We start from the raw sequence: 24,518 nt of genomic DNA on the forward strand, positions 1-24,518 counted from the left end.
CCTACAGCTTTTGCTCAATTGCCCATCTTAAATTAGCCGGTGCATTCGGATGCTGCGGGTCCAACTGCAACGCTTTTTGACAGGCTTCCCGCGCCTTATCCCATTCCTTCAGCATATTGTAAGCCGCACAGATATTGTTGTATGCATCGGCATTGTTCGGATCCAGCGCCAGTACCTGCTTGCAGGTATTGATACAGTCTTCATACTTCCCGTTATTATACTGTTCAAGGCTGATGTTGATGTAATTCAATACAGAAACGGCATTCGCAACATCTTTCGCAAGCGGGGCCAGCGCTTTCCGCTGCTGGGCGGCCTGCAGGTATTGCAGTGCTTTAGGGTCCCCAGGGTTCAACTGGAGTGCTGCACTAGCTGTTTGTTTTAATGTATCCCAACTGTTTAAACCCTGCAATGCTCCCATCAGTACCTCGTAAGCCATATATGACCGGTTATTGATCGCCAAGGCCTTTTCCGCCATATTTTTAGCATCCTCAAACCGGTTCTGCTCCAGGAAATAACGGGCAAAATAGCTGTAGCCGGCATCGTCTCCCGGTGCCAGTCTCAACGCCATTGAAAAATTTCCAATCGCTTTACTATGCTCCTTCAAACCACCATAGGCAATGCCCAGGTTGATGTATACCGTGCTATATCCAGGGTTAAGATCCCGCGCCTTGGTAAAGATCTTAACCGCTTGTTTGTAATCGCCTTTCGACATCTGCGTAAGCCCATAGTTCATCCATCCCCTTCCATTATCGGGGCTCTTTTCGGTTACATCTTTCCATAGCGTTTCTTCAGTATCCCAAACCTGGTTACGCTTATACACCCCAAATGCGTTGGCCGCGATAATTAAAAACGCACCGGCGATCAGGTACCGGTAATGCTGCTTCATGGTAAAAAAAGATTCCCGCTTAATGATCAGAAGTCCCAGGGCTGTTACCACGCTTAAACTGAGACCTGCAAAGGCAAAATACATCCGGTGGTCGTTCATTACCTCTGCGAACGGCACCAGGGAAGTGGGTAGTAAAGAAGCAGCAAACCAGATCAGTCCAAAGGCAATGGGCCGGGTTGCACGCTGCCGGGAAGTTTTGAAAATGGTAATGATCAACGCAATGACAAATACGACGCCTACTATAATGCGCCAATCGAGGGGATTGGAGATTACGCCCAGATCCGTATCAGCACTCAGGTCGAACGGCAAAAAGAACGAGCGGAAATAATGGAACCAAACGTAGGTCTGCGTAAGCCAGCTATAGCCCAGCGGGTTCGACATTCCATGCGAAGCTGAAGCCTGCGACATCCGGGAGAGTGTATAGAGCTGGGTGCCCGCCACCGCCACCGCCAGCGGCAACAGGGACCAGATGCTACCCAACACCTTTTTAATGTTGGAACGTCTGAAAACCGCATACAATGACAATTCCTTTTCAAAAAGCAGCACATAGAAGAACAACAGGATCGGCAGTACCGGAACCGTTTCTTTGGCAAAGACCCCGATCACGGCTAACAGAATATACAATCCATATTTTCTTTTTTGAGGGTAGGCTACATACATTAAAAAAGAGGCTACAATAAAGAACGTCGATTGTACATCCGATCTCGAAATGATATAATTCACCGTTTCAGCAGCCACCGTATGCAGGCCAAACCATCCGGCCCCCATCAGCGCAATAAATGGCACCCACCTATGGGTACTGACCTTGCCGATCAATTGCCGGTACATAAAAAACAACATAATACAGAGGCCAATATGCCAAAGAAAGGTAGAAAGCTGAAACACAAACGGATGCAACCCTCCTGCCAGCCAGTAATCAATCGCCAACGAGGTTGTTACCAATGGGCGAAGTCCCCGGTGATTAGTGCTGGCGCTGAACATATCCGCATTGGTAAAAAACTCCGGAATATTGCTGAGCTTGCGGATGGCCACGTTTTCCTGGATGGTATGACTGTCATCAAAATGAAAACCATTGTCGAAATGGTTGGCATAAGCCAGTATTAACAGGATCAGCAATACCAGACCGGCGATAATCAAACTTTTATGTTGCTTCATTTTAAACGGATCTCCAATTATTTTGGTGTAGTCATCTTTTTTTTCCTGCTTTTGTGCGTTACCCGCACCGGATTCAATGATTGACAGACTGAAATTAATGGCGGCAAAATTAACCCAAACGGCACAATCTTGTACAGATCGCCTAATTTTGTATATAAAATAAAACTAATCGCGGATGTCTTTAAACAATTCCATATGCGTGGTGATTCCTACATTTAATGAAGCGGGAGTCATCAGGGAAACGCTCAGCAGCCTGTTTGCATATGGATACACCATTGTACTCGTGGATGACGGATCATCTGACAATACCCGGGAGATTGTAAAAGACCTTCCCATCTACTATCTTCGTCATGCAGTAAACCTGGGTCAGGGCGCCGCCATTCAAACGGGGTTAAACTTTGCAAGAACCCTTACACAGTGTAATTATTTTGTAACCTTTGATGCAGACGGGCAGCACCCGGCGGAAAAAATCGGGCCCATGACCGAATTCCTGATTGCCGGAAACCTGGATGTTGTACTGGGATCGCGGTTCCTGGGAACCAAGGCACTCAACATGACCAAAACCCGGAGCTTCCTTTTAAAAATAGCCCGGGTTGTTAATTACTTTTTTTCCGGACTTTTTCTTACCGATGCACACAACGGGTTCCGCGTAATGAACCGGAAGGCGGCTTACGCCATTCATCTCAATGAAAATGGAATGGCGCACGCCACAGAAATCCTGATACAGATCAAAACGCATAAACTGAGCTATGCTGAATTTCCGGTAGTAATCACCTATACCAGTTATTCGCTTCAAAAAGGGCAACAAAGCCTGGACAGTGTTAAAGTCCTGCGGCAGATATTGATCAATAAATTCTTTAAATAATGAACAGTATTCAAATCATATTGATCGTTTGTGTTTCGCTGATGACCTTATATATCACCAGTATTTTCAAGCCCAATAAATTACTCATCCTATTTCTTTTCCTGGCCTGTGTATTCATCATTGTATTTCCAGATGAGCTTACAGGCCTTGCACACCTGGTTGGTGTAAACCGGGGGGTAGACCTGCTCTTTTACTTTACCTTTCTTTTCTTGTTTCTTACCATCATTGTTTTGTATAAAAAGATCCGGGATCTTCAAAAAAAGATCACCAAGCTCATCCGGAATGATGCGGTAGGCAATGCGCAGCGGCTGTCTGAAACCAGTTCGCCGGCAGATGGGCAACCGCATACGGAGGAGCACTGATCATTTTTAATCATTATAGATACCCAGTTGATTCAGCATCCCTTCCGGGTTGTTAAGGAAGGCCTTATAAACCGCATAGTGTTCCGTATCCGTAAACCTTACCGTTCTTGGCTCCGGCAATGAAAGCTCGATGATCTTGGCATGAGGATATGCAAGAATCATCGGAGCATGCGTGGCAATGACCAGCTGGCTTTGGGCACCAACCAATTCATGCATCCGTACTAAAAACGACAATTGCCGTTGTGGTGAAAGCGCCGCCTCCGGTTCGTCCAGGATGTAAAACCCGCGTCCCGAAAACCGGTGCATGAACAGGGAAAAGAAAGATTCGCCATGCGATTGCTGATGTAATGATTTATTGCCGTAATGTCCCAGTAATCCTGGCTTTTCTGCTTCCAGATCATCCACATAGGATGCGGTATTATAAAAGGATTCAGCCCTTAAGAAAAAGCCATCCCGGGCTCTTAATCCTCCTCTTCCGATCCGTAACACATCGGACAGGGGCGAATGGGTTCTTTTTGTTGCAAAACTAAAATTCCTGGAGCCCCCCTCCGCATTAAATCCGTATTGTATCGCAAGTGCTTCCAGCAACGTCGACTTGCCCGATCCGTTCTCCCCGATGATAAACGTTACTTTTGGATGCAGGGTCACCTTTTGCAGGCGCTGAATAGCCGGGATATTGAACGGATATACAGATGCATCTGCTATATGCTCCTTAACAATCTCAAAGTAGTTGATATATTGCTGATCGATCATCTGCGCTTTATAAAACAAGTATTTTCAATCCGCATCACGAACTGTTCACGTTACGCGGCAGCTCAGCCCGCCCAGTTTTCCCGGTCGAGGCTGCGATATTGAATGGCTTCAGCCAGGAACTCGGGCCGTATTTCCGGCACCCCCTCAAGATCCGCTATGGTACGCGATACTTTTAAAATGCGGTCATACGCTCTGGCCGAAAGCCCCAGCTTTTCCATAGCCCGTTTCAGCAATACCTGTCCTACCTGATCAATGACACAGATCTCTTTCAGTTGTTTGCTGCTCATTTGTGCGTTACAGTAAATGCCGGGTGATTCCTCAAAACGGGCCAACTGAATTTCACGGGCGCGGATCACCGCCTCCCGGATGGCCCCGGAAGTTTTTTCATTGCGTACAGACGATAGTTCGCTGAATGCCACCGGTGTTACCTCCACATGCAGATCGATGCGGTCCAGCAAAGGCCCCGAAATCTTATTGAGGTATTTTTGTACCGCCCCCGGAGGACAGGTACAGGCGCGCTCGGGGTGATTATGAAATCCACAGGGACAGGGATTCATTGATGCCACCAGCATAAAACTTGCCGGAAAATCAACCGCTATCCGGGCACGGGAGATCGTTACCTTCCGCTCTTCTATCGGCTGGCGCATCACTTCCAAAACAGCGCGTTTAAATTCCGGCAGCTCGTCCAGGAACAAGACCCCGTTGTGTGCCAGCGAAATTTCGCCCGGTTGTGGTGTACCGCCGCCACCCACCAGCGCTACATCTGATATGGTATGATGCGGCGACCGGAAGGGCCGTTTTGAGATCAACGTGGCGTTCTCCGGCAACTTTCCGGCAACGGAATGAATTTTTGTTGTTTCCAGCGCTTCCTGTAGTGTCAATGGCGGCAGGATCGTAGGCAGCCGCTTGGCCAGCATGGTCTTTCCCGCTCCGGGCGGGCCGATGAGCAACGCATTGTGTCCGCCCGCCGCCGCAATTTCCAATGCCCTTTTTATATTTTCCTGTCCCTTTACATCTGAAAAATCAATATCAAAATCGTATTGTGAATTAAAAAACGCATCCCGGGTATTTACAACAACCGGGTCTAAACCCTGTTCCCCGTTTTCAAAAAAATCCACCACTTCCTGTATATGCTCCACACCGTATACATTCAGGTTGTTGACCATACCCGCTTCCCGGGCATTTACTTTGGGAACAATCAATCCTTTAAAGCCCTGCTTACGCGCCTGGATCGCAATCGGCAACGCGCCCTTCACCGTACGCAGGGCTCCGTCCAGGCTCAGCTCTCCCATAATTACATAACCGGCTAATGCAGCACTATTCTTTAGTTGCTCTGTGGCGGCCAGCAACCCGATGGCAATCGGCAGGTCAAAAGCAGCACCGCTTTTTTTTATATCGGCAGGTGCCAGGTTTACCACAACCTTGGTACGGGGCATTTCATAGCCGTTGGTTTTGATCGTGCTTTCTACCCGTTGCCAGCTTTCTTTTACAGCATTATCCGGAAGACCAACAATCATAGGGTCTTTACCAGAAGGCATCCAGTTAACTTCTATAATGATGGGGATGGCCTCCACTCCATAAACAGCACTGCCATTGATTTTCACCAACATGAAATGAAGTTAGTGCATTTTACCCTCATTTATACTACCGAGGTACAGGAAGATTTTCCAGGTTCGTGCTGCCGCTGGTGCAACCTCAGGAAGATGCACATAGAAGCTGCTTCCCTGCGTTTTCGTTTGTAACAGATTTACAGCGAGATGGCGTGAAATGCCCTGCTATTTAAACTAAAAAGAGAGACGCCCCGGCAACCATTCCGTTGCCCCGAGCCCTCTCCCTTTGTCAGCTGCCGTCTACTTTCCGGCCATTTCTTTCTTCAGCTTCATCAGTTCGGCCTTTAACCCTTCGATCTCCTCCTGTTGCTGTTTAATAGAAGCCACCAGCACCGGTATCAGGCCCGCTTCGTCAACAGTGCTCACCCGGGCATCCCGGTATGCATTTTTGCCAAACATATACGACACCTTTTTTTCTTTTACAAGATGCGGGAAAACCGCTTTTACATTATCCGCCATAAAGCCATATTGCGCGCCTTCATCGAGCTTCAGGTATTTAAAATCCTTCGCTTTGTATTCGAACTGTTTGGGCTCCAGCCGCACAATTTTCTGCAACGGATTTTCAATTTCAGCCACCTTCGTTTTAAGTTCTTTATCGGTTAAATTTTGTGCTCCGGCAACAAATGCCATTGAAGAAAAAATAAACGCACCCAGCGCTGCCACAACAATTTTGCTGTTCATCATTATTATTAAATTATAAGGAAATAAAAAAATAGACCGGGTATGGAACCCGTGGGAATAAAAATCAAACGTTAAGCAGTCGCCCGCGGAGGCGGTGTAGGAATACGGTCATAACGCATATGCATATAAGGTTGCCGGAAAGCGGCAAACATCTTTATAAAAGAAATGTCTGGCTGCGGGAGCAGGAATCCGCAGGTATCGACAAACACTTCTTCGGGCAGCAACTCTTTTACTTCACAGGTCTTTTTGCCCATTCCAGCATCGGCCGCCAGGGCAATATCTTCCTTATTTACAGATTTTTCATACATCAGTGCGATGTGCGGTGAAAAAGCTGCAAACACAATCACCAGCCCTAAAAAGCCGGCAATAATGTATCGTATCGGCCCCAACATGAATGCTGCAAAGATAACAGAACCGGCTGTGGCAGGCAAATGATCACTCTGGAATTAACAAATCGGAAGACAGCGTAGACGATGATCCTGAATGCGGAACCTGCCGCAATCGGGCATTGTAACAGGAACCGGCATATCAGCACTTCATCTAAAATATACTAATTTGCAACCATGGAAATTAACATTCGAAGAGCCGTTGCGGCAGACTGTAAGCGGATACTGGAACTGGTACAGGAACTGGCTGATTATGAAAAAGCGCCACAGGAGGTTACGGTTACCGTGGAGCATTTCAGGGAAAGCGGCTTTGGGCCCAATCCTGTTTGGTGGGCCTTTGTGGCAGAAAATGAAACCGGCATCGTAGCCTTTGCCCTGTATTATATCCGCTTCTCTACCTGGAAAGGACAGGCCATGTACCTGGAAGACATCCTGGTAACCGAGGACATGCGCGGTCATAAGATCGGCGCCCGGCTGTTTGACCGGCTATTTGAGGAAGCGAAGGAAAGGGGATTGAAACGGATCTGCTGGCAGGTACTCGACTGGAATGAACCGGCCATTAATTTTTATAAAAAGTATCAGGCGCAATTCGATGGAGCCTGGATCAATTGTTCGGTAGATATATAACCCGGAGGCCGTATTTTTTTAATCAAAAGTTCGACTTTGAAAGAAGCGATCCATAATCTTTTTTTTTCGATCTGATAAAAGGCCGGTATGATGCCAGCCTTTTGTCAGAAATACCAACAGGAACGACCGTAGTTTACATATCATCCCTCAAACAAAAAGCCCCGTTTGCAACGGGGCTTGGATAACCAGCAGTAATGGTCCCTATCAGAAAGAATATACGGCAGCAAGTAAGAAGGTGCCGGTGCTTTTGGTTCCGTCTCCGGAATTTTTTGTAAAAATGGGGTCCTTCGCGCTGTCGATCCGGAATTCAGGAATGATCATCAAACCAGTTGCCGGTTTGAAATTGAAGGAAAGCGTGCCCTGGACAACAGACGTTCCCAATAAAGGACTACCATCTGCATTAGTGATCACCCCCTTTTTATCATCGAAATATTCGCCCCGCAGCGTAATGCCAAACTTATCGGTAGGATCTACATTTACATACAATGCAGAACCCCACCAGGCCTGTGAAGACACATCGGGCGCTTTCACGAATTTTACAGTGCCATCGTAACCCAGCGAAAACTTATCAGTAATTTTTGCAGTGGCGGTTAAACCCAGCTGACTGGATGCAATTTCCGCGGTATCCTTACCACCCACATAGTTCAAATACAGGTTTACTTTTTCAGATGTTTTGCTGATTTGCCCGATAACAAACTTCTTGTTCCAGGGAGCCGAAAGATAATCGGTAGGATTGGTAACTCCCGCCATAATGCCAAAGCCCTCTCCCAGCGTAAAATCGGCTTTTAAACCCGTATGCGAAAAAGGGCCGTAAGAAAACATATAGCTCATGCTGTAATTCCGGTTGAGCTGCGGATCCAGCAGTTCGTATCCAACATGCGTACCCCATTTTCCCGCAGATAATTTAACATGTTCCGAAGGTGCATAAGTAATATATGCCTGCTTTATAGCCTGTGTAACGCCGGTTTCGTTATAGGAAAATTCCCTTGCCCGGGTACCAAAGCCAAGATCGACTACCACCCCGGCCTTTCCTTTGGTATAACTTGCCTTTAAAGATGCCATGCCCAGTTCAAATGAATTGTGGGAGTTGGTGAAACTGGTAAAATTATTCGCCTGCTGAACCGATTTCGCATGATTGAAGTTGAAACGGTAGTAGGCATCTACGGACCCGTTAATCTGCAGATCGCCTTTTTCTTCTGCTTCCGGCGTAGTTGCGTCTTGTGCCAGTAGTGCGCCTGAAATAAAAATCGTCTTTGTGAGCAATAGCATTTTCCTCATTCAATAAAATTTTAATTTGTTTTAAAGTGGGTTTGTTGTTTTTCAATAGCAGGTACGTTCTGGTGATTTTCAGGCATTTTCACAGAAAGTAATGGTTCAGATAGCAAATTGATATTAATATATTTATTTTTACATATATGATATTTACAATCAAAATAAAACAGAAAACACATTAAATACTATTTTAAATTCACATTTTATGTGATAAAAATACAAAATGAATCATTTTTTCCTAATTATTTTTCATATATATTTATAAATAATATATAAAATGGCATTTTATTCCGATCAGTTTGCGGGATATTTTTCAGGAAGGCTGTTTGCGAACTTATCTGCAACTGCTATCTTTGCCGCCTCAAAAAAAATTACATGGCAAATACAGCAGACATCAGCCGCGGCATGATCTTAAAGCTCGATGGCAATCTTTACTCAGTAGTAGAATTTGGCGAAAACAAAACTGCACGTGCGGCAGCAAAGGTTTGGGCTAAATTAAAAGGTGTGGATAACACCCGTACGATTGAGAAAACATGGAATTCCGGCGATACCATCCATCCTGTTCGTGTTGAAAAACGCGCCTACCAGTACCTGTACCAGGATGAAACCGGCTACAATTTCATGGATAATGAGACGTTTGAACAAATGAGCGTTGCCGAAAACCTGATCGACGCACCACAATTCCTGAAAGAGGGACAGGAAGTTGCCATTGCAATCAATACAGAAACGGAACTTCCTGTTAACGTGGAACTGCCTGATAAAATAGTAATGCTGGTTACCTACACAGAACCCGGACTGAAAGGCGATACTGCAACCCGTACCCTGAAACCGGCCACTGTTGAAACCGGTGCTACCGTAAGCGTACCTTTATTTGTAAATGAAGGAGAGCTCATCCGCGTAAACACAAAAACGGGTGAGTATGTAGAACGCGTAAAAGAGTAACACAAAATAACGTTGAAAAATGGCTTAAATCTCCCGATTCTAAGCCATTTTTCGTATAAATCGTGGCATTTTTCTTAAAACATCACGGAATTGCTATTGAATTCTTTACCTTAGCTTTTCACATTTTTATGTCGCTTTTCCGTTAAACAGTTAAAAAAAAACTGACCCAAACTATTTTAAATCTTGAAGAATTATGGACTTTAAACAAATCCAGGAGTTGATCAAAATGATCAACAAATCGAATATTGGCGAACTGAGTATTGAACAAAAAGATTTCAAGATCACGATCCGCCAAAAAGAAGAGCAGGTAACCCAGGTGGTTACAGCAGCACCCGTACAGCTTCAGCAAGCGCAGGTGCCTGCACTGCCTACACAAGCCGCTCCAGCCACTCCAGCAGCACCCAAAGCTGCAGAAGTACCTTCCAATACCATTACCATCAAAAGCCCGATGATCGGTACTTTTTACCGCAAACCGGCACCCGACAAGCCCAATTTTGTAGAAGAAGGCGATGTACTGAGCCCCGGCAAAGTGATCTGCGTAATTGAAGCCATGAAACTCTTCAATGAAATTGAAAGCGAAATAAGCGGTAAGGTGGTTAAAGTGCTGGTAGACGATGCTTCTCCCGTAGAATTTGACCAACCGTTGTTCCTTGTTGAACCCTGATTTAATTTGATAATTAACCAATTTGTCCGGAGGACTCCCTAAAAGAGTGCTTCGCACCTTTGGAGAAGATGTGAAAACAGGCAGCTGTTTGCACAACACTTTTAATTGGTTTTTTATTTTCAGATTGGCCTATTTTCAAATTATCAAATCAGAAACATGTTTAAAAAAATATTAATTGCAAACAGGGGTGAAATTGCCCTGCGTGTTATCCGCACCTGCAGGGAAATGGGTATCCAAACGGTGGCTGTTTATTCTACCGCCGACAGCGAGAGCCTGCACGTAAAATTTGCAGACGAGGCGGTTTGTATCGGAAGACCGGCCAGTGTGGATTCGTATTTAAATGTGCCCAATATTATGGCGGCAGTGGAAATTACCAATGCAGATGCCGTGCATCCGGGTTATGGGTTCCTCGCCGAAAATGCCAAGTTTTCAAATATTTGCAACGAGAACGGTATCAAATTTATAGGCCCTACTGCTGAAATGATCAACAAGATGGGTGATAAGGTTACGGCAAAAGAAACCATGATCAAGGCAGGAGTACCCGTAGTTCCGGGTGGCGAAGGGTTGCTGCAAAGCCTCAGTCATGCCAAAGGTGTTGCAAAGGAGATCGGATACCCGGTTATCCTGAAAGCTACTGCAGGCGGTGGCGGAAAAGGCATGCGCATTGTTTGGGAAGAGGCGGAAATGGAGCGTGCTTATGATACCGCAAAAGCCGAAGCCGCTGCTGCTTTCAAAAATGACGGGATCTATATGGAAAAGTTTGTGGAAGAACCCCGTCACATCGAGATCCAGGTAGCTGGTGACCAGTATGGTACCATATGCCATTTGAGCGAACGGGATTGTTCGATTCAGCGCCGCCATCAGAAACTGGTAGAGGAATCTCCCTCTCCGTTTATGACGGATGAATTGCGTCATGCAATGGGTGAGGCTGCAAAAAAAGCGGCCGGAGCCATTGGCTATGAAAGTGTGGGCACTATCGAATTTCTGGTAGACAAGCACCGGAACTTCTACTTTATGGAAATGAATACCCGTATACAGGTAGAGCATTGCGTAACAGAAGAAGTGATCAATTTTGACCTGATCAAAGAACAGATCAAAATAGCCATGGGCGAAAAAGTTTCCGGAGCCGATTATCTTCCCCAAATGCACGCAATCGAGTGCCGTATCAATGCGGAAGATCCCTACAATGATTTCCGTCCCTCACCGGGAAAGATCACCAACCTGCATGTACCCGGTGGCCATGGCGTTCGGGTAGACAGCCATGTATACGCCGGCTATACCATCCCGCCCTATTACGATTCCATGATCGGTAAGCTGATCACGGTGGCACGTACCCGGGATGAAGCCATCAATACCATGTACCGTGCACTGAGTGAATATGTGATCGAAGGCATTAAAACCACCATCCCCTTCCATTTACAGCTGATGCAAAATGAAGACTTCCGTTCCGGAAACTTCAATACCAAGTTTATGGAAAGTTTTGTGATGAAAAAATAACAGATTCAATCCTGTTGAATACAACCCCGGCATAGCCGGGGTTTTTTATGCGCATCCCTTCCACCTGCGCTTGTTACTTCGTTTCTAAAACGCTTGCAGTTTTTTTAACGCAAAAAAACGCGAAGAGATTACGAAAATCCTCTATTGCGAACCTTGCGGATGCCTTGCGTACATTGCGGTTTCTTTTTTACCGCAAAGGCCGCGAGAGATACGCGAAGGCCGCTGAGAGATTACAACAGTCCGCCTATATTGCGAACCTTGCGGATGCATTGCGCACATTGCGGTTTCTTTTTTGCCACAAAGAACGCGAGAAATACGCGAGGCCGCTGAGAGATTACAACAGTCCGCCTATATTGCGAACCTTGCGGATGCATTGCGCACATTGCGGTTTCTTTTTTGCCGCAAAGGCCGCGAGAGATACGCGAAGGCCGCTGAGAGATTACAACAGTCCGCCTATATTGCGAACCTTGCGGATGCATTGCGCACATTGCGGTTTCTTTTTTGCCGCAAAGGCGAGGAATACGCGAAGGCCGCGAAGGAAATACAACAATCTTGCGTACATTGCGGTTAATCATTCAAAAGCATCCATATAAATTCATATACCGAGGTTGGATCAACGGTATTATGGCCTTTCCCGAGGCATCATATACATACCTTTCGTCTACTGCATTGTCAGTTTATCTACGAAAAAGCACAGTTCATACGCCTGCTGACTTATCACACTGTTTATAGGAGTACTTTTACGCTCAACGAGAAGTTTTTCAACAACCATAAAAAAATAACATGCGTACATTATTTTTACTGGCTGCTTATGCAACAGCCACTTTATGTTTTTCATGCAAGCAGGCTGACAATACCGGTGCATCCGATGCCGGCAAACCCACAACCACAGACTCCGCTGCAATGGTAACACGTGGTGAATACCTGGTAACCATCGCTGGATGTAACGATTGTCATTCACCTAAAAAAATGGGACCCAACGGCCCCGAACTGGTTCCCGAAACGCTGTTATCAGGCTACCCCTCCAACCGGCCGGTCAGCAGCTTCGACAGTGCATTGGCGCAGCGAGGCATTGCCCAGTTTAACGAAGACATGACCGCTGCTGCGGGTCCCTGGGGCATCAGCTTTGCATCGAACTTAACCAGTGATGATAGTGGCGCAGGAAGTTGGCCCCTCGAAAACTTTAAGAATGCCCTGAGACATGGAAAGTTTAAAGGCATGGATGCCGCCCGTCCCCTGCTGCCCCCGATGCCCTGGTTCAATTTAGCCAAGCTCACAGACGAAGACATTGCCGCTATTCACGCATATCTTAAAACCACCAGACCTGTTAAAAATGTAGCTCCTGCACCCATGCAGTTTAAAGACATGGTAAAATAACCATCTCGTAAAACAACAGGCTGAACAGCGGAAATTATTTTTAACAATGCGGCCCCGGCTATTTAAACAGAACAAAAAATATTGCCGGTACACGGATGCCAAAAAAATCAAAAAGGTCCTGCCCACTTAAATAAAAGGCGGGATCTTTTTTGCCTGCCTACAGAACATGCGATAGGCACCATCCCATTAAGGTAGTCGGCCGATGTATAACAGGCAGGCCAATTGCTGGATGCGCTGCAGGAATTGCCGGTTTCGCTGCACCGGTTGCATACAGCTATCATTTTTTTACGGTAGATTTGTTTTTTCAAACCGAACTTTTGATCAAACGACTGTTGTGTTTCATTTTACTGGTTGGGTGCTTTTCAGCAAATGCGCAGCAAAACTACCTGTTCGCGCACCTCGGCCTGCGCGACGGCCTTTCCAGTAATACCGTCAGCAAGGTGCAGCAGGATGCTAAAGGTTATATCTGGATGGCCACACCTACCTGTCTTCAACGTTATGACGGGTACCGTTTTCTGAACTTTCTTACGGATGGCAGGCAACTTCCCCAGGGAGCACTGAACGATCTGTATATCGACCGCAAAAACCGCGTTTGGATGATCATCGCCGACTCTGTACTGGGTTACCTTAACACAACAGATTTCAAATGGCATCCCGTAAAGGTGCATCGCCCTGCTCATATCCGGCCCCGGAATGCCAGTTTGTATGTAGACCAGGATGAACACATTTTAATGGTATACCGGCTACAGGGATTTATGACCCTCAATGCTGCAGCAACAGAGGTAAGTGAGCGCCACAATTGGTTTCAGTTACCTGCCGGGTGGCTTCCCACCCAGTTTTACCAGGATGCCAACCGGAATTACTGGATCGGCACTGCAAACGGTTTGGTGAAATATAACCCGTTTCATCGCCAGCTTTCTTATGCCGGCTCCAATACAGGAAACGATCCGTGTATTGAAGCCTTTGGCAATTTAAAAATGGTGAACTTTTTTTATGTAGATGCCGAGCAAAGAAAATGGATCGGGGCATGGCCCGAAACGGGACTGATCATACAGAGTATGGATGCTTCCGGACGCATCGAACGGTGGGATGATGTGATCCTGCAGGCACTGAAAAACGAATACTTTACCGCATACGGCGTTATCGAAACCGAAGGTGCCATATGGATGGCCGGCGATAATCTTTTTGCCAAGCTGAACCCGGCAAAGCACCGCGTAGAGCTGATTGAAAAAAACGGCCCCGGCACCTACAGTTTACGGTATGATGTGGTGCATCATATTTTAGAGGACCGGGAGAAAAACATCTGGCTGGCCACCAATAAGGGCCTTTATCATTTTAACCCGCCGCAACACCTGTTTAACTTTATTAATAACCGTGTAGCGGGCAACGACGCCCCTTTTAAACAGGATGTAACGGATATCCTGGAAACCCGTACCGGGGAAATTCTTGTAAGCACATGGGGGCATGGAATTTTTTCCTATAACCAGCAATTGCAGCCATTGGCACCTGGTTTCTTTCCCGGGGATGCAGGGCTGAAAGAAGGAATGGTGTGGTGCCTGGAAGAAACCCATAAGGGGGATATCGTGTGGGGTATCCAAAATGGTGGCGTGGGATTTTACAACAGGTCAACACAAGCCATCACCCATGTTTACCCCCCGGTTTTCCAACGCACCACCGTACGGCAGGTAGCAGCGGATAAAAACGGCAATCTTTGGTTTGGCACACAAGGCGGTCATATTGTAAAATACCATCCGGAAACGCAAACCTGGAAGCTGATTGAAAAAACAAACTCTCCGGTCTGCCGCCTGCTCATCAGTAAACAAAATGAAGTATGGGCGGGCACTATCTGGGATGGGTTATACCGGATTGATGCAGTAAAAGAACAGCGAACCGGCCATTATACGCCCAGTCTGCCGGAGGGAAAGAGCATCCTGGGCTTATCGGTGCCGGATATAGCAACCGCCAACGACAGTACCCTGGTCTTTAGTTCGGATGGGCTGAACATCCTGGATACAAAAACAGGAACGTTCCGGTACCAGAAAAAAAAAGCCCCCCTTGCCAACCTGGCGGTTGATCGTAGCGGGGTTATATGGACCAGCAGCCCCACCGGCATCACGGCCCAGTGGCCGGATAAAAATGTCGGTGAATATGCATTTGATGAGCGGAATGGCCTCGACGACCTCAGCTATAATTATGCAGCGGCAGCAAATCTCAGGGATGGCCGGATCATTTTTGGCACCAATCACGGGATCGTGATCTTTAACCCCACGGCTATCATGAGCCGTATTAAAAACCATACACCGCCGGTACAGCTTGCCGAACTGTATATCAATGATGTTGCTGTTCCTGTAGATTCCATCCTGGCTTTAAAAAAACTAAGGCTTGGCCCGGGAAGAATCGACATCAAAGCCCGGTTCACCACCAATACCTTCCATACTGTTTACCCGGTTTATTTTCAGTTTGAAGGCATGGATAAAAACTGGAAGCCGGCCACTGCTACCGGTGAAGTGCTGCTGAACTACCTGCCGTCCGGCAAATACACCCTGAGCACGGCCTTTCTGAATGAGGAGCATTCCCTGGTAGGCATACTTAGCATCCCCATTGAAATAGCGGCCCCTTTTTACAAAACGCTTTGGTTTTACATACTGCTGGCCCTTCTTGCCCTGTTCTTGCTATATATATTTGACCACTACCGGATGAAACGGCGGGAGGAAATGGAGAAGCTGCGTACTAATATCGGGAGCAGGCTCCATAATGATGTAAGCACTACCCTCGAGAATATTAATATCCTGAGTGAAATGGCCGTGTTAAAACACATGTCGGACCCCAAGAAATCGCAGGAGTTCCTGGAACAGATACGGTTCAGAAGCTCGGAGATGATATCGGCTATGCAGGATATGCTTTGGGCCATTTCGCCGGAGAACGACAATACCGAGCAATTGCTGCGCCGCCTTCACAAGTATGTAGGTATATTGAATAACCGGTACCGTACCCATATCGACCTGGCGCATGATCCGAAAGTAGCACTTCTGAAAATGAATGTTCAGCTGCGGTACGAGATCCTGCTGCTCTTCAAACGCAGTATCAAGGCACTGCTTAATGCAGGAGCCGAAAACATCTGCATTCATTTTGGCAGTGATAAAAACCGGCTGTTATATACCCTGCAGTTCTCGCACCAGCATTGCGACAAAGAACAACTGCAGCATTTCCTTACCAACCGGGAATTTGTCAGTCGTGTAAAAAATATTAACGGCTGGATCTATTCTTCTATACATACCAACCAGGCCGAAATTGAGTGCCGCATTCAATTATAGTCAGCAGTTATGCGCATGTACTTAGCCACATACCCCCGGAAGCGTTATAAAACCATTGCGTTTATCTGTATACTTATAACACTGTTCGTAAACAGTATTTACTTCGACCGGTCCTATTACAGCAGCCCGCTCATTTTTGGGGCAGCAACCGGTATCACATTTACGGAGCTGATGCTTGTTTCGCTCATCTGCACATTTATATCCATGCGGCTCAGGAAACGGTTTCCCAAAGAGGAGCAGGTCATTAAAAAGTTAAGCCTGCTGATCCTCACCTTCATCCTGGTCAGTATTTTTTTTAAATACCTGCTTTTCAAAACCTATGCAGCCATTCCTTTTTTTGAAACGGAATTCAATGAGAACCGGTTGGCCTGGGTCTATCTTTCCGTATCCATTATTACTATTTTTCTAACCTTTCTGATGGAGAGTATTCATCGTTTTCAGGCCTGGAAGACGGCATTACAGGAAACAGACCAGTTGACTACTGCTTACAAACAAAGTCAACTGAATGCGTTAAAGAACCAGGTCAATCCGCACTTTCTTTTTAACTGTCTCAACTCCCTCAGCAGCCTGATTGAAGAAGACGAGGAGAAAGCAGAAGATTTTCTGAATGAGCTAAGCCGGGTATACCGTTACCTGTTGCGCAATGATCATGAACAGCTGGTGACCTTGCATACGGAACTTGATTTTCTAAATGCCTATATCCATTTGCTCCGTGAGCGCTTTGGTGAGGGTCTGCGGATCCATCTTTCAATGGATGAAGGCGACCACAAAAAGTTATTACCGCCACTGCTACTGCAGGTACTTATCGAAAATGCCTGCGCCCAAAACATTGTGAGCAAACAACAGCCGCTGATCATCAGTATTGCATCTGCCGGTTATCATGTGTTGCAGGCCACTTACAACCTGCAGCCCAAAACCTTCCCGAGAGATATGGATCATGACAGTTCCCTGGACATTATGGTCAAAAAATACAAATTACTGGGGCTGGAACTGATCATTACCAAAAACCGGAAGGGGCAGCAACTGATCCTGATCCCTTTAATAAGCGATAAAAAAGAGGAGGAACAATGATGCTACTTAAATGGCCCAAACTGCGGTTATATTCATTCCTGTTTTCGATGCCTTTTATTACGGCGATGCTGCACCTCATCATGTTTGAAGATCGCATCTGGAAAGAACCGCTCATCTGGCTGTTATCCACCCCACTGATCTTCGGGTTGGGGATGGTATCCATGGATGCACATACCCGCTACGACACCTGGATCGAAAAAAAATATCCTGCGCTCAGCCAAACCCGGCAACGCATCATGGGAAAAGCGCTCGTAACCCTTTTTGTAATGACGCCCTCCGTATATATCATTTTTTTCATCTATCACGGGCTCCATATTTTTAGCTATCAGCTTCAAACACAACATCTCTGGCAGGGCGCATTGGTAGGGCTCTGCGTAAACCTGGTGTTTGAACCCCTCTATGAAACCGACTATATTTTCAAAAAATACAAAGAAAGCGCCACCGGAAAGGAAATGCTACACCAGCTTTCACTGAAACAGGAGTTTAATGCATTAAAGGACCAGGTAAACCCGCATTTTCTCTTCAACTGTTTCAATACCCTGTCTTCCCTGATCGGTCTTGAAAAAGAGCGGGCCGTCCGGTTCCTGGATGAGCTGAGTAATGTGTACCGTTATCTTTTAAAAAACAACCGGGAAACACTCAGCACCCTGACGGACGAACTCCAATTCATCCGGTCCTATTTTAAACTCCTGCAAACCCGGTACGAAAATGCTATCGAACTACATATCAGTATCGACCACCAGTACTATGCGTATTTCATTCCTTCCCTTACCCTGCAACTAACGGTAGAAAATGCTGTAAAGCACAACACCATCTCCAAAAGCAGCCCGCTGGTCATCGAGATCTTTACTGCCGGGGAAAATAAACTGGTTGTAAACAACAACCTGCAACGGAAAACCACGTTCGTTCCTAGCAACGGTATCGGTCTTCAAAATATCCGGGCCAAATACCTGCTGCTTCAGCAACCGGGCTTCCAGGTATTGGAGGGACATAAGAACTTCACCGTTGTTTTACCGCTGCTTTGGCGGGTATAGGCTATAAATAACGCACTATAATGGCAGTTCATACGCGTATAAAAACAGTTAATACACGTAAAAACATTATTCCAGGGGTATTTATTTAATTTTATTTGTCAAATGTTTTTTTATGAAAGTGCTGATCATCGAAGACGAAGAACTGGCGGTTAAAAAGCTGGAAAAAACCCTGGCAGCTGTAGATCCTTCTATTGAAGTAACGGGTGTGGCAGATAGCATTAAAAGCGCTGTAGACTGGCTGGAAAGCCATCAGGACCCCGATCTGATATTGATGGACATTGAACTCAGCGATGGCCAGAGTTTTGAAATATTTAACCTTACAGCGGTAAAAGTGCCGGTGATCTTTACCACTTCCTATGATGAATTTGCACTCAAGGCCTTCAAGGTAAACAGTGTCGATTACCTGCTGAAACCGGTTCAAAAAGACGAGCTGAAGACAGCGCTGGAAAAATTCCGGCAAAACTTTTCAAAACGGGATGCCCCGCTGGGCTTTGAGCACCTGGTAAAGGAACTCCAGCAAAAACTGCAGGTTAAAGAGTATCGCAGGCGTTTTCTTGTAAAAAGCGGCAGCCGCTTAGTAAGCGTGGATATTGATGAGATCGCTTATTTCTATAGTGATGGCCGGTTGATCTTTTTTAAAACAAAAGACCAGCGGAAGTTTATTGTAGATTATACCATGGAAGACCTGGAAAGCATGCTCAACCCGGACCAATACTTCCGGATCAGCCGCTCTTTTTTTATATCGATCGGATGTATTGAAAAGATTGATGACTATTTTGGCAACCGGCTGATTTTGCAGTTAAACCCCGCTGTAGAAAAGGAGGCGCTGGTGAGCCGCGAGCGGGTGGCCGATTTCAAGATCTGGATGGGAAAATAGCCCTACTTCTCATAGACCAGGTTTTTTAACAACACATCGATCCGTTTATTGGAAAGCAGGTCCGTCAGTAAGATTCCTTTTTCCTTGTTTGTATCCAGCAGGGTTACATCGTGATCATAACCCAGTTTGAAGAAAACGCGGTCATCGATGATCCAGCCCTGCACGCCGAATTTATACCCTTTATACGAGAGTCCTTTCCGCGCTGTTTGCAGATCTTCATCCAGTACGACATCCACGATGTCTCCATCCTGAAAATTACGGATCCGGCCCAGTACATGCGCCATCACATACTCTTCCCGGACCACGGTTTCTTTTTTGTTGGCATTTTTTGCCACCTCCTTTTCAATTTCCTGCAACACATCCGGGTCATTGACCACCTTCAGGTCTTTAGAACCGGGCATATTTTTGGGCCCTGATTTGGGATTGAAAATATTATACCCGAATTTAGAGTTATAAAGTTCGGGGTACTCAAACAGTTCTTTTACCGCAATGATCTTATATACATACAATGCCGTTTCCGGATTCAGTTTCATGGTAAAGTAATTATAACCCTGCGCTTTTACGGCTTTTACAATATTGCCAATTCCGAAGTTATAGGCAGCAATGGTCAGCGGCCAATTGGTTCTGCCCACAAAACGGATCAGCATATTGTAATTATCTTTTATAAGGGTACAGGCCAAACGGGTGGCCTTATCAAAATTCTCCCGCTCATCCCGGGTTTCATCAATCACCAACCCGTAGCTCCGTGCCGTTGCGGGCATGATCTGCCAGATGCCTTTTGCCCCTACGGCCGATTCCTCTTCTGTAAGAAAACCACTTTCCACAATCGGAAGGTATTTTAAATCCCGGTGAAGCCCATACGCAGCCAGGTAACGCTCTACCAGTGGAAAGTATGCAAAAGCCCTTCTGCGGAGTGCCGGAAAATTGACCACATTTACCTGTTTACGGATGGTATTGATCAGCTTATCCTGTATAAACTGCTGATCCATGGGAACCGGTTCTCCGCAAAAGGAAACCACATGCTGGGCATTTCCCTGGATCGATATGAACGCCAGGAAGATTCCTATAATCCGGTATTTGTTACATATGTTCAAAGCTCCGGGGTTTACTCGGGTGAGGGCCATTCGTTCTCCAATGTATTGCTACCTGTATTTGTATGGGTTATTTTTTCGAACGTTTTTTTGTACGGGCGTCATTACCGGTAGAAGGAGCGGCAGGCCTGCCGGGTGCGGAAGATCCTACTTTCACCTGTACGTTCGCCAGCGCCTTGTTATATGCGGCTCCGGGAATCACAATACTGGCCGTTCCTTTTTCTTTCCTCCGTTCATCTACAAACAATACCAGGCTTTCATCATTTACGACGTTGGGAGAGCGTGTTACAAATACAACATACTGCGTGGTCTTCGGCCGTACGAACGGGAAAAACCCGATATACGTAAGATAGCTCCCCTTTACCATCATCTTTGCCTGTTCGGCCCCATCATACCAATACATATAGGTGCGGCCCATCAGGAAATCCTCATCCGTATTATTTTCAATTTTCAGCTTATAATACGTATGTACATCTTTAAATACAATATTCTCCAGTGAAATCCTCACCCCTTTATTAATGGGTTTATCCGCAGCGATATTGAGTTTCTCAGGAACGTCGGTATGGATCAGGGAGTCGGAGATCCGGAAATTTCTCAACGTATCCCGCACTACATAAAAATCGGAGTTTACCGTAGGCACCTGGTTTCTCGGGAAGTTATAGAGGTCAATGCCTTTCTTTCCATACCGCTGCCAGATACCTCCTTCCGAATAAGCCTTTTCTGCTTCTTTCTTTTTATTCTCGGCTTCAAGTCTGGCTAGCCGTTCCTGTGCTTCCTTCCGCGCTGCTTCCTTGCGGGCCAGCTCCTCGGCCGCTTTTTTCCGTTGTTCCTCTTCCTGCTTTTTCTTCTGCGCCCATTGTTCCTGTTGCCGCTGCTCTTTTTCGGCTGCCTCTTTTTGCGCACGGGCCAATGCTGCAGCATCCTGTTTTTCCTTTAATTCCTTTTGCTTTTTTTCATCCTGTTCTTTTTGTAATGCCAGCTGTGCGGCTTCTTTCCGGGCGTGTTCCTCTGCCGCTTTTTGAGCCATCGCTTCCTTTTCAGCGGCCAGTTGCAACTGCCGTTCCTTTTCTTTTGCTTCCCTGCGTGCCAGCTCCAATTCGGCCTCCTTTTGCCTGCGCTCTGATGCACTTTCCTCCGCCGGGGCCGTCGTCTTTGTTACCGCTGCCTCCTCCGATTTTTTCTGCGCGGCCAATGCTTCTTCCCTGCGTGCAGCTGCTTCCTTTTTTTGCCGCTCCTTTTCCTTTGCCAATTCATCGCCGGCAGTTGTTTCTGCCGGATCTTTCTGATTCTTTACAAAAGTTTTCAGCTCTTTTAAATTGGAATGATCGTACCACAGCGGTGGCCGGCTATCGTCATTAATATCATATGTTGAATCAAAAAGCAACCGGAACATATGACTGCGTCCGCCTTCATTTACCAGTAAGCCGGTCACCGGTCCGCTCGTCTTGTCTTTATTAAACTGGATAGAGATGGACCGCTCTTCCCTTCGCTTCGGTATATAGTAATCATATGCCGCTTCATCAGAAAAATTGATGTTCACTACTTTGTCGGGAAAATTTATGATCGTGATGCTTTCCCGGCCCACGATGATCTTTTCCCCGTTAATGTTCTGGGAGCTGGCATGCGCATAATAAAACGAACAACACAATGCGATCAATAAACACTTTTTAAAATAACCGGTTGTATACATATACGAAGTTTGAAATTTAGGAGATAGCGTTTCCGTTATCGGCTTTCAGCATCAGGAATCATCATAATCGGTATCCCAGGTTTTGCCGTCTTCATTTTTTTGTCCTTCCATTTTGATCAAAAAATTTTTTGCAGGGAAATAGGGCTTCATGTAAATATCCAGGTGAATATTGTCTTTTTTTACGGCATCCTGCTCAAATCGGCGGATCGTAAAATTTTCAACCAGCTTACGCGGACCCGAAATATTATCCAGGAACAACACCATCTGCGTCATCAGTTCTCTTCTTGTATTGGCGTTAAAGTTTTCAAAGGCCCTCCGGTTCAGGAAATCGATCAGCACCTTGGTCACATAATCAAATACACGAACCACGGAATACGTCTGCAAACCCATATTATCTCCATTGAACAAGGTTTTCGCGGAAAAAGCCATTACATGCCCCTGTTCCTTTACCATCGGTATCAGGCTCATTTTTTCCAGGTGGGCAATCTCGCTTTTCTTTAACTCAAAAGCCACCCCATTCACCCCGCGGAGTATCCCAAATTTTTTCCCCGCAGCCACCTGACTCATCAATGTTGCATACAGCCTCCCTGCCAACGCGGCCGAAGGCGGCATAAAAAGTGCTTCGTCTTCCCCGGCTGCTGTATGGCTGCCTCTTGCCACCAGCCAGTTACAGGTCATCATTACGCTGGATAAAAACTTTTCACCGCCGGCATGCTGTACCCGTTCAAATAACTCCATTACATCATCGGGCGCATCGAGGTGTTCAAAATCGGTTACGAGCATTACCTTATGTTCATGCGCCAGTTTTCCCCAAACTTCAATCACACTCCGGCTGCCCAGGTATCCGGGAATGGCCAGCAGGCTATAATGATCCCGGAGATCAAGCCGGTCATAGTTCTTTTTAAATTCTTCCCGCACGAAGTCAATAAACTTCGGAGCATCCGTGTCCCTGAGTTGTTCCAAACCCGCATTCAGGAATGTTACGTTGAGGATACGGTCCTTTTCCGTATTCTCAAAAAAAGCGTGGAGGGCACGGTACATACATTCCAGCTTCCTGCTGTGTTCCAGTACGGTCTTTATATTCTGCTGATAACGGCTCAGTTCCTCAGCAGCGGCGGCTTCGCAATAACTTGCCAGGGCGTCTGCATCCATCTTCTTATCCAGCAATACATCCCAGGTACGGAGGCCGGCCAGCAGGCTGGCCCGTTCTTCCCGGAAGCCCGCTTCGCCGAGAAACAAATCCATTTGTGCCTTCCGGTCCGGGTTCAGGTAGTGCACGCCCTCAACAACGGACGCCAGCACCTCAAAGAGTTCCTTCGGGACCAATGGCACTTCGGCTGCCTCCGGCATTAACAATGATTCTTCTGTATGATCGGTATGCGCTGTCATTTACTACCAGGTTCTGTTCAATGTTTAATCGGGAATAAAGGAATTAACGTTCCCTCCGGAGGCATTGTTATTGGCACCGGCCGATTCACCGGATTTGCTGCCGCCCGAACTACCGCCCCAGAATTTGGATTTGTCAAATACTTCGCCGTCAATCTCCATTTTACTGCACGAAATCAGCAGCCCGATGGTCATGGGATTTTCCCCGGATCCCGTAAAGGTTTCCGAATAGTTCAGGCAGTACCCGTTGGAAAACTGAACCCTTCGCATGGCTGCTTTTGTATCCCGCTTCATAAAGATGATTTCGCCTTCCTGCGTCATGGTTGGAGACAGCATCCATTTAATGAACAGGGTATCCAGGGAGGATTCAACAATAAGGCTGATCATTCCTCCATCGGTTCCCACCCTGGGTTTACCGTACTGATCGGTTGATTTCTTAAAATCATATGCAGCGCTCAATACGTTGTAGGTCTTGCCGGAAATTTTTAATATCGCATAAAATGACATACAAAAATTTTTTATTCATTTATAAATGTTGTTCCAGTATCGCTATCATCTTTTTTATGGCAGCATGCATATCCGATCGTTTTTCTCCGGATGCCAGCACCTGTCTTAACGCCGTGTTCGATGTTGCCATACGGGCAGCTTTCAGATAAGCGGCTGCCTGAAACAGGGAATGCCGGAGCAGTTTGCTTTCATTGCCGATCTGGTCCGGTTCAAAATCCCCGAGCTTGCGAAAACGCAGGGTTTCCCGGATATGACCACCCTCCGTATTCTCCAGCGCCACGGTAATCTCCGGCTGATAATGCGCAAATACCATTTCCAGGTTCTGCAAGCCGTATACTGCTATGGGCTTTAAAGGCGCCTGGTCGGTTAATAAGCCGGCGATCAGCGTCCGGTTCGGCGCAATATCCGCAACTGTTTCCGTGGGCTGCTGCCTGTTGCTAAAACGTCCTTCATCCAATTCGTCGGTCATGA

22 protein-coding genes are annotated in these 24,518 nt (G+C 46.5%); 11 read left to right on the forward strand and 11 right to left on the reverse strand.

Annotated features, from left to right (window positions below; translation table 11 throughout):
• Window position 1: 1 nt before the first annotated feature.
• On the reverse strand, window positions 2-2,041 hold the full coding sequence (locus tag LQ567_RS11810) for a tetratricopeptide repeat protein (RefSeq protein ID WP_231004714.1): 2,040 nt from the start codon (window positions 2,039-2,041) through the stop codon (window positions 2-4).
• A 175-nt stretch (window positions 2,042-2,216) separates the two neighbouring features.
• On the opposite strand from LQ567_RS11810, the gene LQ567_RS11815 reads away from it, so the two are divergent.
• Complete coding sequence (locus LQ567_RS11815) at window positions 2,217-2,906, forward strand: glycosyltransferase family 2 protein (protein WP_231004715.1); 690 nt, start codon at window positions 2,217-2,219, stop codon at window positions 2,904-2,906.
• Complete coding sequence (locus tag LQ567_RS11820) at window positions 2,906-3,268, forward strand: DUF2304 domain-containing protein (protein ID WP_231004716.1); 363 nt, start codon at window positions 2,906-2,908, stop codon at window positions 3,266-3,268. Before LQ567_RS11815 ends, LQ567_RS11820 begins: the two co-directional genes overlap by 1 nt.
• A gap of 6 nt (window positions 3,269-3,274) precedes the next feature.
• Here LQ567_RS11820 and LQ567_RS11825 read toward each other — a convergent pair whose 3' ends face one another.
• The 4 genes from LQ567_RS11825 to LQ567_RS11840 all read right to left on the reverse strand — a co-directional run bounded on the left by LQ567_RS11825 (window position 3,275) and on the right by LQ567_RS11840 (window position 6,704).
• The gene (locus tag LQ567_RS11825; RefSeq protein ID WP_231004717.1) at window positions 3,275-4,021 is read right to left on the reverse strand and encodes an AAA family ATPase; all 747 of its coding nucleotides are present in this window, start codon (window positions 4,019-4,021) and stop codon (window positions 3,275-3,277) included.
• 62 nt (window positions 4,022-4,083) lie between these two features.
• Window positions 4,084-5,631: a YifB family Mg chelatase-like AAA ATPase gene (locus LQ567_RS11830; RefSeq protein WP_231004718.1), complete on the reverse strand. Its 1,548-nt coding sequence runs from the start codon at window positions 5,629-5,631 to the stop codon at window positions 4,084-4,086.
• A 240-nt stretch (window positions 5,632-5,871) separates the two neighbouring features.
• Window positions 5,872-6,315 carry a tail fiber domain-containing protein gene (locus LQ567_RS11835; RefSeq protein ID WP_231004719.1) on the reverse strand — a complete coding sequence of 148 codons (444 nt, stop codon included), beginning with the start codon at window positions 6,313-6,315 and terminating at the stop codon, window positions 5,872-5,874.
• 68 nt (window positions 6,316-6,383) lie between these two features.
• The gene (locus LQ567_RS11840) at window positions 6,384-6,704 is read right to left on the reverse strand and encodes a hypothetical protein (RefSeq protein WP_231004720.1); all 321 of its coding nucleotides are present in this window, start codon (window positions 6,702-6,704) and stop codon (window positions 6,384-6,386) included.
• Between the two features lie 171 nt (window positions 6,705-6,875).
• On the opposite strand from LQ567_RS11840, the gene LQ567_RS11845 reads away from it, so the two are divergent.
• Window positions 6,876-7,325 (forward strand): GNAT family N-acetyltransferase, encoded by a 450-nt coding sequence (locus LQ567_RS11845; RefSeq protein WP_231004721.1) that lies wholly within the window; start codon window positions 6,876-6,878, stop codon window positions 7,323-7,325.
• Window positions 7,326-7,529: 204 nt separating this feature from the next.
• On the opposite strand, the gene LQ567_RS11850 is transcribed toward LQ567_RS11845, so the two are convergent.
• Window positions 7,530-8,603 carry a porin gene (locus LQ567_RS11850; RefSeq protein ID WP_231004722.1) on the reverse strand — a complete coding sequence of 358 codons (1,074 nt, stop codon included), beginning with the start codon at window positions 8,601-8,603 and terminating at the stop codon, window positions 7,530-7,532.
• Window positions 8,604-8,972: 369 nt separating this feature from the next.
• Here LQ567_RS11850 and efp point away from each other — a divergent pair, with 369 nt between their 5' ends.
• The 8 genes from efp to LQ567_RS11890 all read left to right on the forward strand — a co-directional run bounded on the left by efp (window position 8,973) and on the right by LQ567_RS11890 (window position 19,373).
• Window positions 8,973-9,539 (forward strand): elongation factor P, encoded by a 567-nt coding sequence (efp, locus tag LQ567_RS11855; RefSeq protein ID WP_231004723.1) that lies wholly within the window; start codon window positions 8,973-8,975, stop codon window positions 9,537-9,539.
• 193 nt (window positions 9,540-9,732) lie between these two features.
• The gene (gene accB, locus LQ567_RS11860; protein WP_231004724.1) at window positions 9,733-10,203 is read left to right on the forward strand and encodes an acetyl-CoA carboxylase biotin carboxyl carrier protein; all 471 of its coding nucleotides are present in this window, start codon (window positions 9,733-9,735) and stop codon (window positions 10,201-10,203) included.
• Window positions 10,204-10,359: 156 nt separating this feature from the next.
• Window positions 10,360-11,700, forward strand: a complete 1,341-nt coding sequence (gene accC, locus LQ567_RS11865; protein ID WP_231004725.1) for an acetyl-CoA carboxylase biotin carboxylase subunit — start codon at window positions 10,360-10,362, stop codon at window positions 11,698-11,700.
• A 783-nt stretch (window positions 11,701-12,483) separates the two neighbouring features.
• Window positions 12,484-13,077 carry a c-type cytochrome gene (locus LQ567_RS11870; RefSeq protein WP_231004726.1) on the forward strand — a complete coding sequence of 198 codons (594 nt, stop codon included), beginning with the start codon at window positions 12,484-12,486 and terminating at the stop codon, window positions 13,075-13,077.
• Between the two features lie 317 nt (window positions 13,078-13,394).
• Window positions 13,395-16,391 (forward strand): ligand-binding sensor domain-containing protein, encoded by a 2,997-nt coding sequence (locus LQ567_RS11875; RefSeq protein ID WP_231004727.1) that lies wholly within the window; start codon window positions 13,395-13,397, stop codon window positions 16,389-16,391.
• Window positions 16,392-16,400: 9 nt separating this feature from the next.
• A complete protein-coding gene (locus tag LQ567_RS11880; RefSeq protein WP_231004728.1) occupies window positions 16,401-17,462 on the forward strand; it encodes a sensor histidine kinase in 1,062 nt (353 codons plus the stop codon).
• The gene (locus tag LQ567_RS11885; protein WP_231004729.1) at window positions 17,459-18,496 is read left to right on the forward strand and encodes a sensor histidine kinase; all 1,038 of its coding nucleotides are present in this window, start codon (window positions 17,459-17,461) and stop codon (window positions 18,494-18,496) included. The genes LQ567_RS11880 and LQ567_RS11885 overlap by 4 nt, the downstream gene beginning before the upstream one ends.
• Window positions 18,497-18,608: 112 nt before the next feature.
• On the forward strand, window positions 18,609-19,373 hold the full coding sequence (locus LQ567_RS11890) for a LytR/AlgR family response regulator transcription factor (RefSeq protein ID WP_231004730.1): 765 nt from the start codon (window positions 18,609-18,611) through the stop codon (window positions 19,371-19,373).
• A gap of 2 nt (window positions 19,374-19,375) precedes the next feature.
• Here the strand turns inward: LQ567_RS11890 and LQ567_RS11895 are convergent, their stop codons facing one another.
• From LQ567_RS11895 to LQ567_RS11915, 5 genes are all read right to left on the reverse strand, one after another.
• Complete coding sequence (locus LQ567_RS11895) at window positions 19,376-20,467, reverse strand: lytic transglycosylase domain-containing protein (RefSeq protein WP_231004731.1); 1,092 nt, start codon at window positions 20,465-20,467, stop codon at window positions 19,376-19,378.
• A 67-nt stretch (window positions 20,468-20,534) separates the two neighbouring features.
• Window positions 20,535-22,154 carry a cell envelope integrity protein TolA gene (locus LQ567_RS11900; protein WP_231004732.1) on the reverse strand — a complete coding sequence of 540 codons (1,620 nt, stop codon included), beginning with the start codon at window positions 22,152-22,154 and terminating at the stop codon, window positions 20,535-20,537.
• A gap of 51 nt (window positions 22,155-22,205) precedes the next feature.
• Window positions 22,206-23,543: a DUF5458 family protein gene (locus tag LQ567_RS11905; RefSeq protein ID WP_231004733.1), complete on the reverse strand. Its 1,338-nt coding sequence runs from the start codon at window positions 23,541-23,543 to the stop codon at window positions 22,206-22,208.
• 24 nt (window positions 23,544-23,567) lie between these two features.
• Entirely contained in the window at window positions 23,568-24,047 is a 480-nt protein-coding gene (gene tssD, locus LQ567_RS11910; protein ID WP_231004734.1) for a type VI secretion system tube protein TssD, read from the reverse strand.
• 19 nt (window positions 24,048-24,066) lie between these two features.
• Window positions 24,067-24,516: a type VI secretion system contractile sheath small subunit gene (locus LQ567_RS11915; RefSeq protein ID WP_231004735.1), complete on the reverse strand. Its 450-nt coding sequence runs from the start codon at window positions 24,514-24,516 to the stop codon at window positions 24,067-24,069.
• Window positions 24,517-24,518 lie beyond the last annotated feature (2 nt).

It is taken from the genome of Niabella pedocola (genome assembly GCF_021044425.1).
Taxonomy (GTDB): domain Bacteria; phylum Bacteroidota; class Bacteroidia; order Chitinophagales; family Chitinophagaceae; genus Niabella; species Niabella pedocola.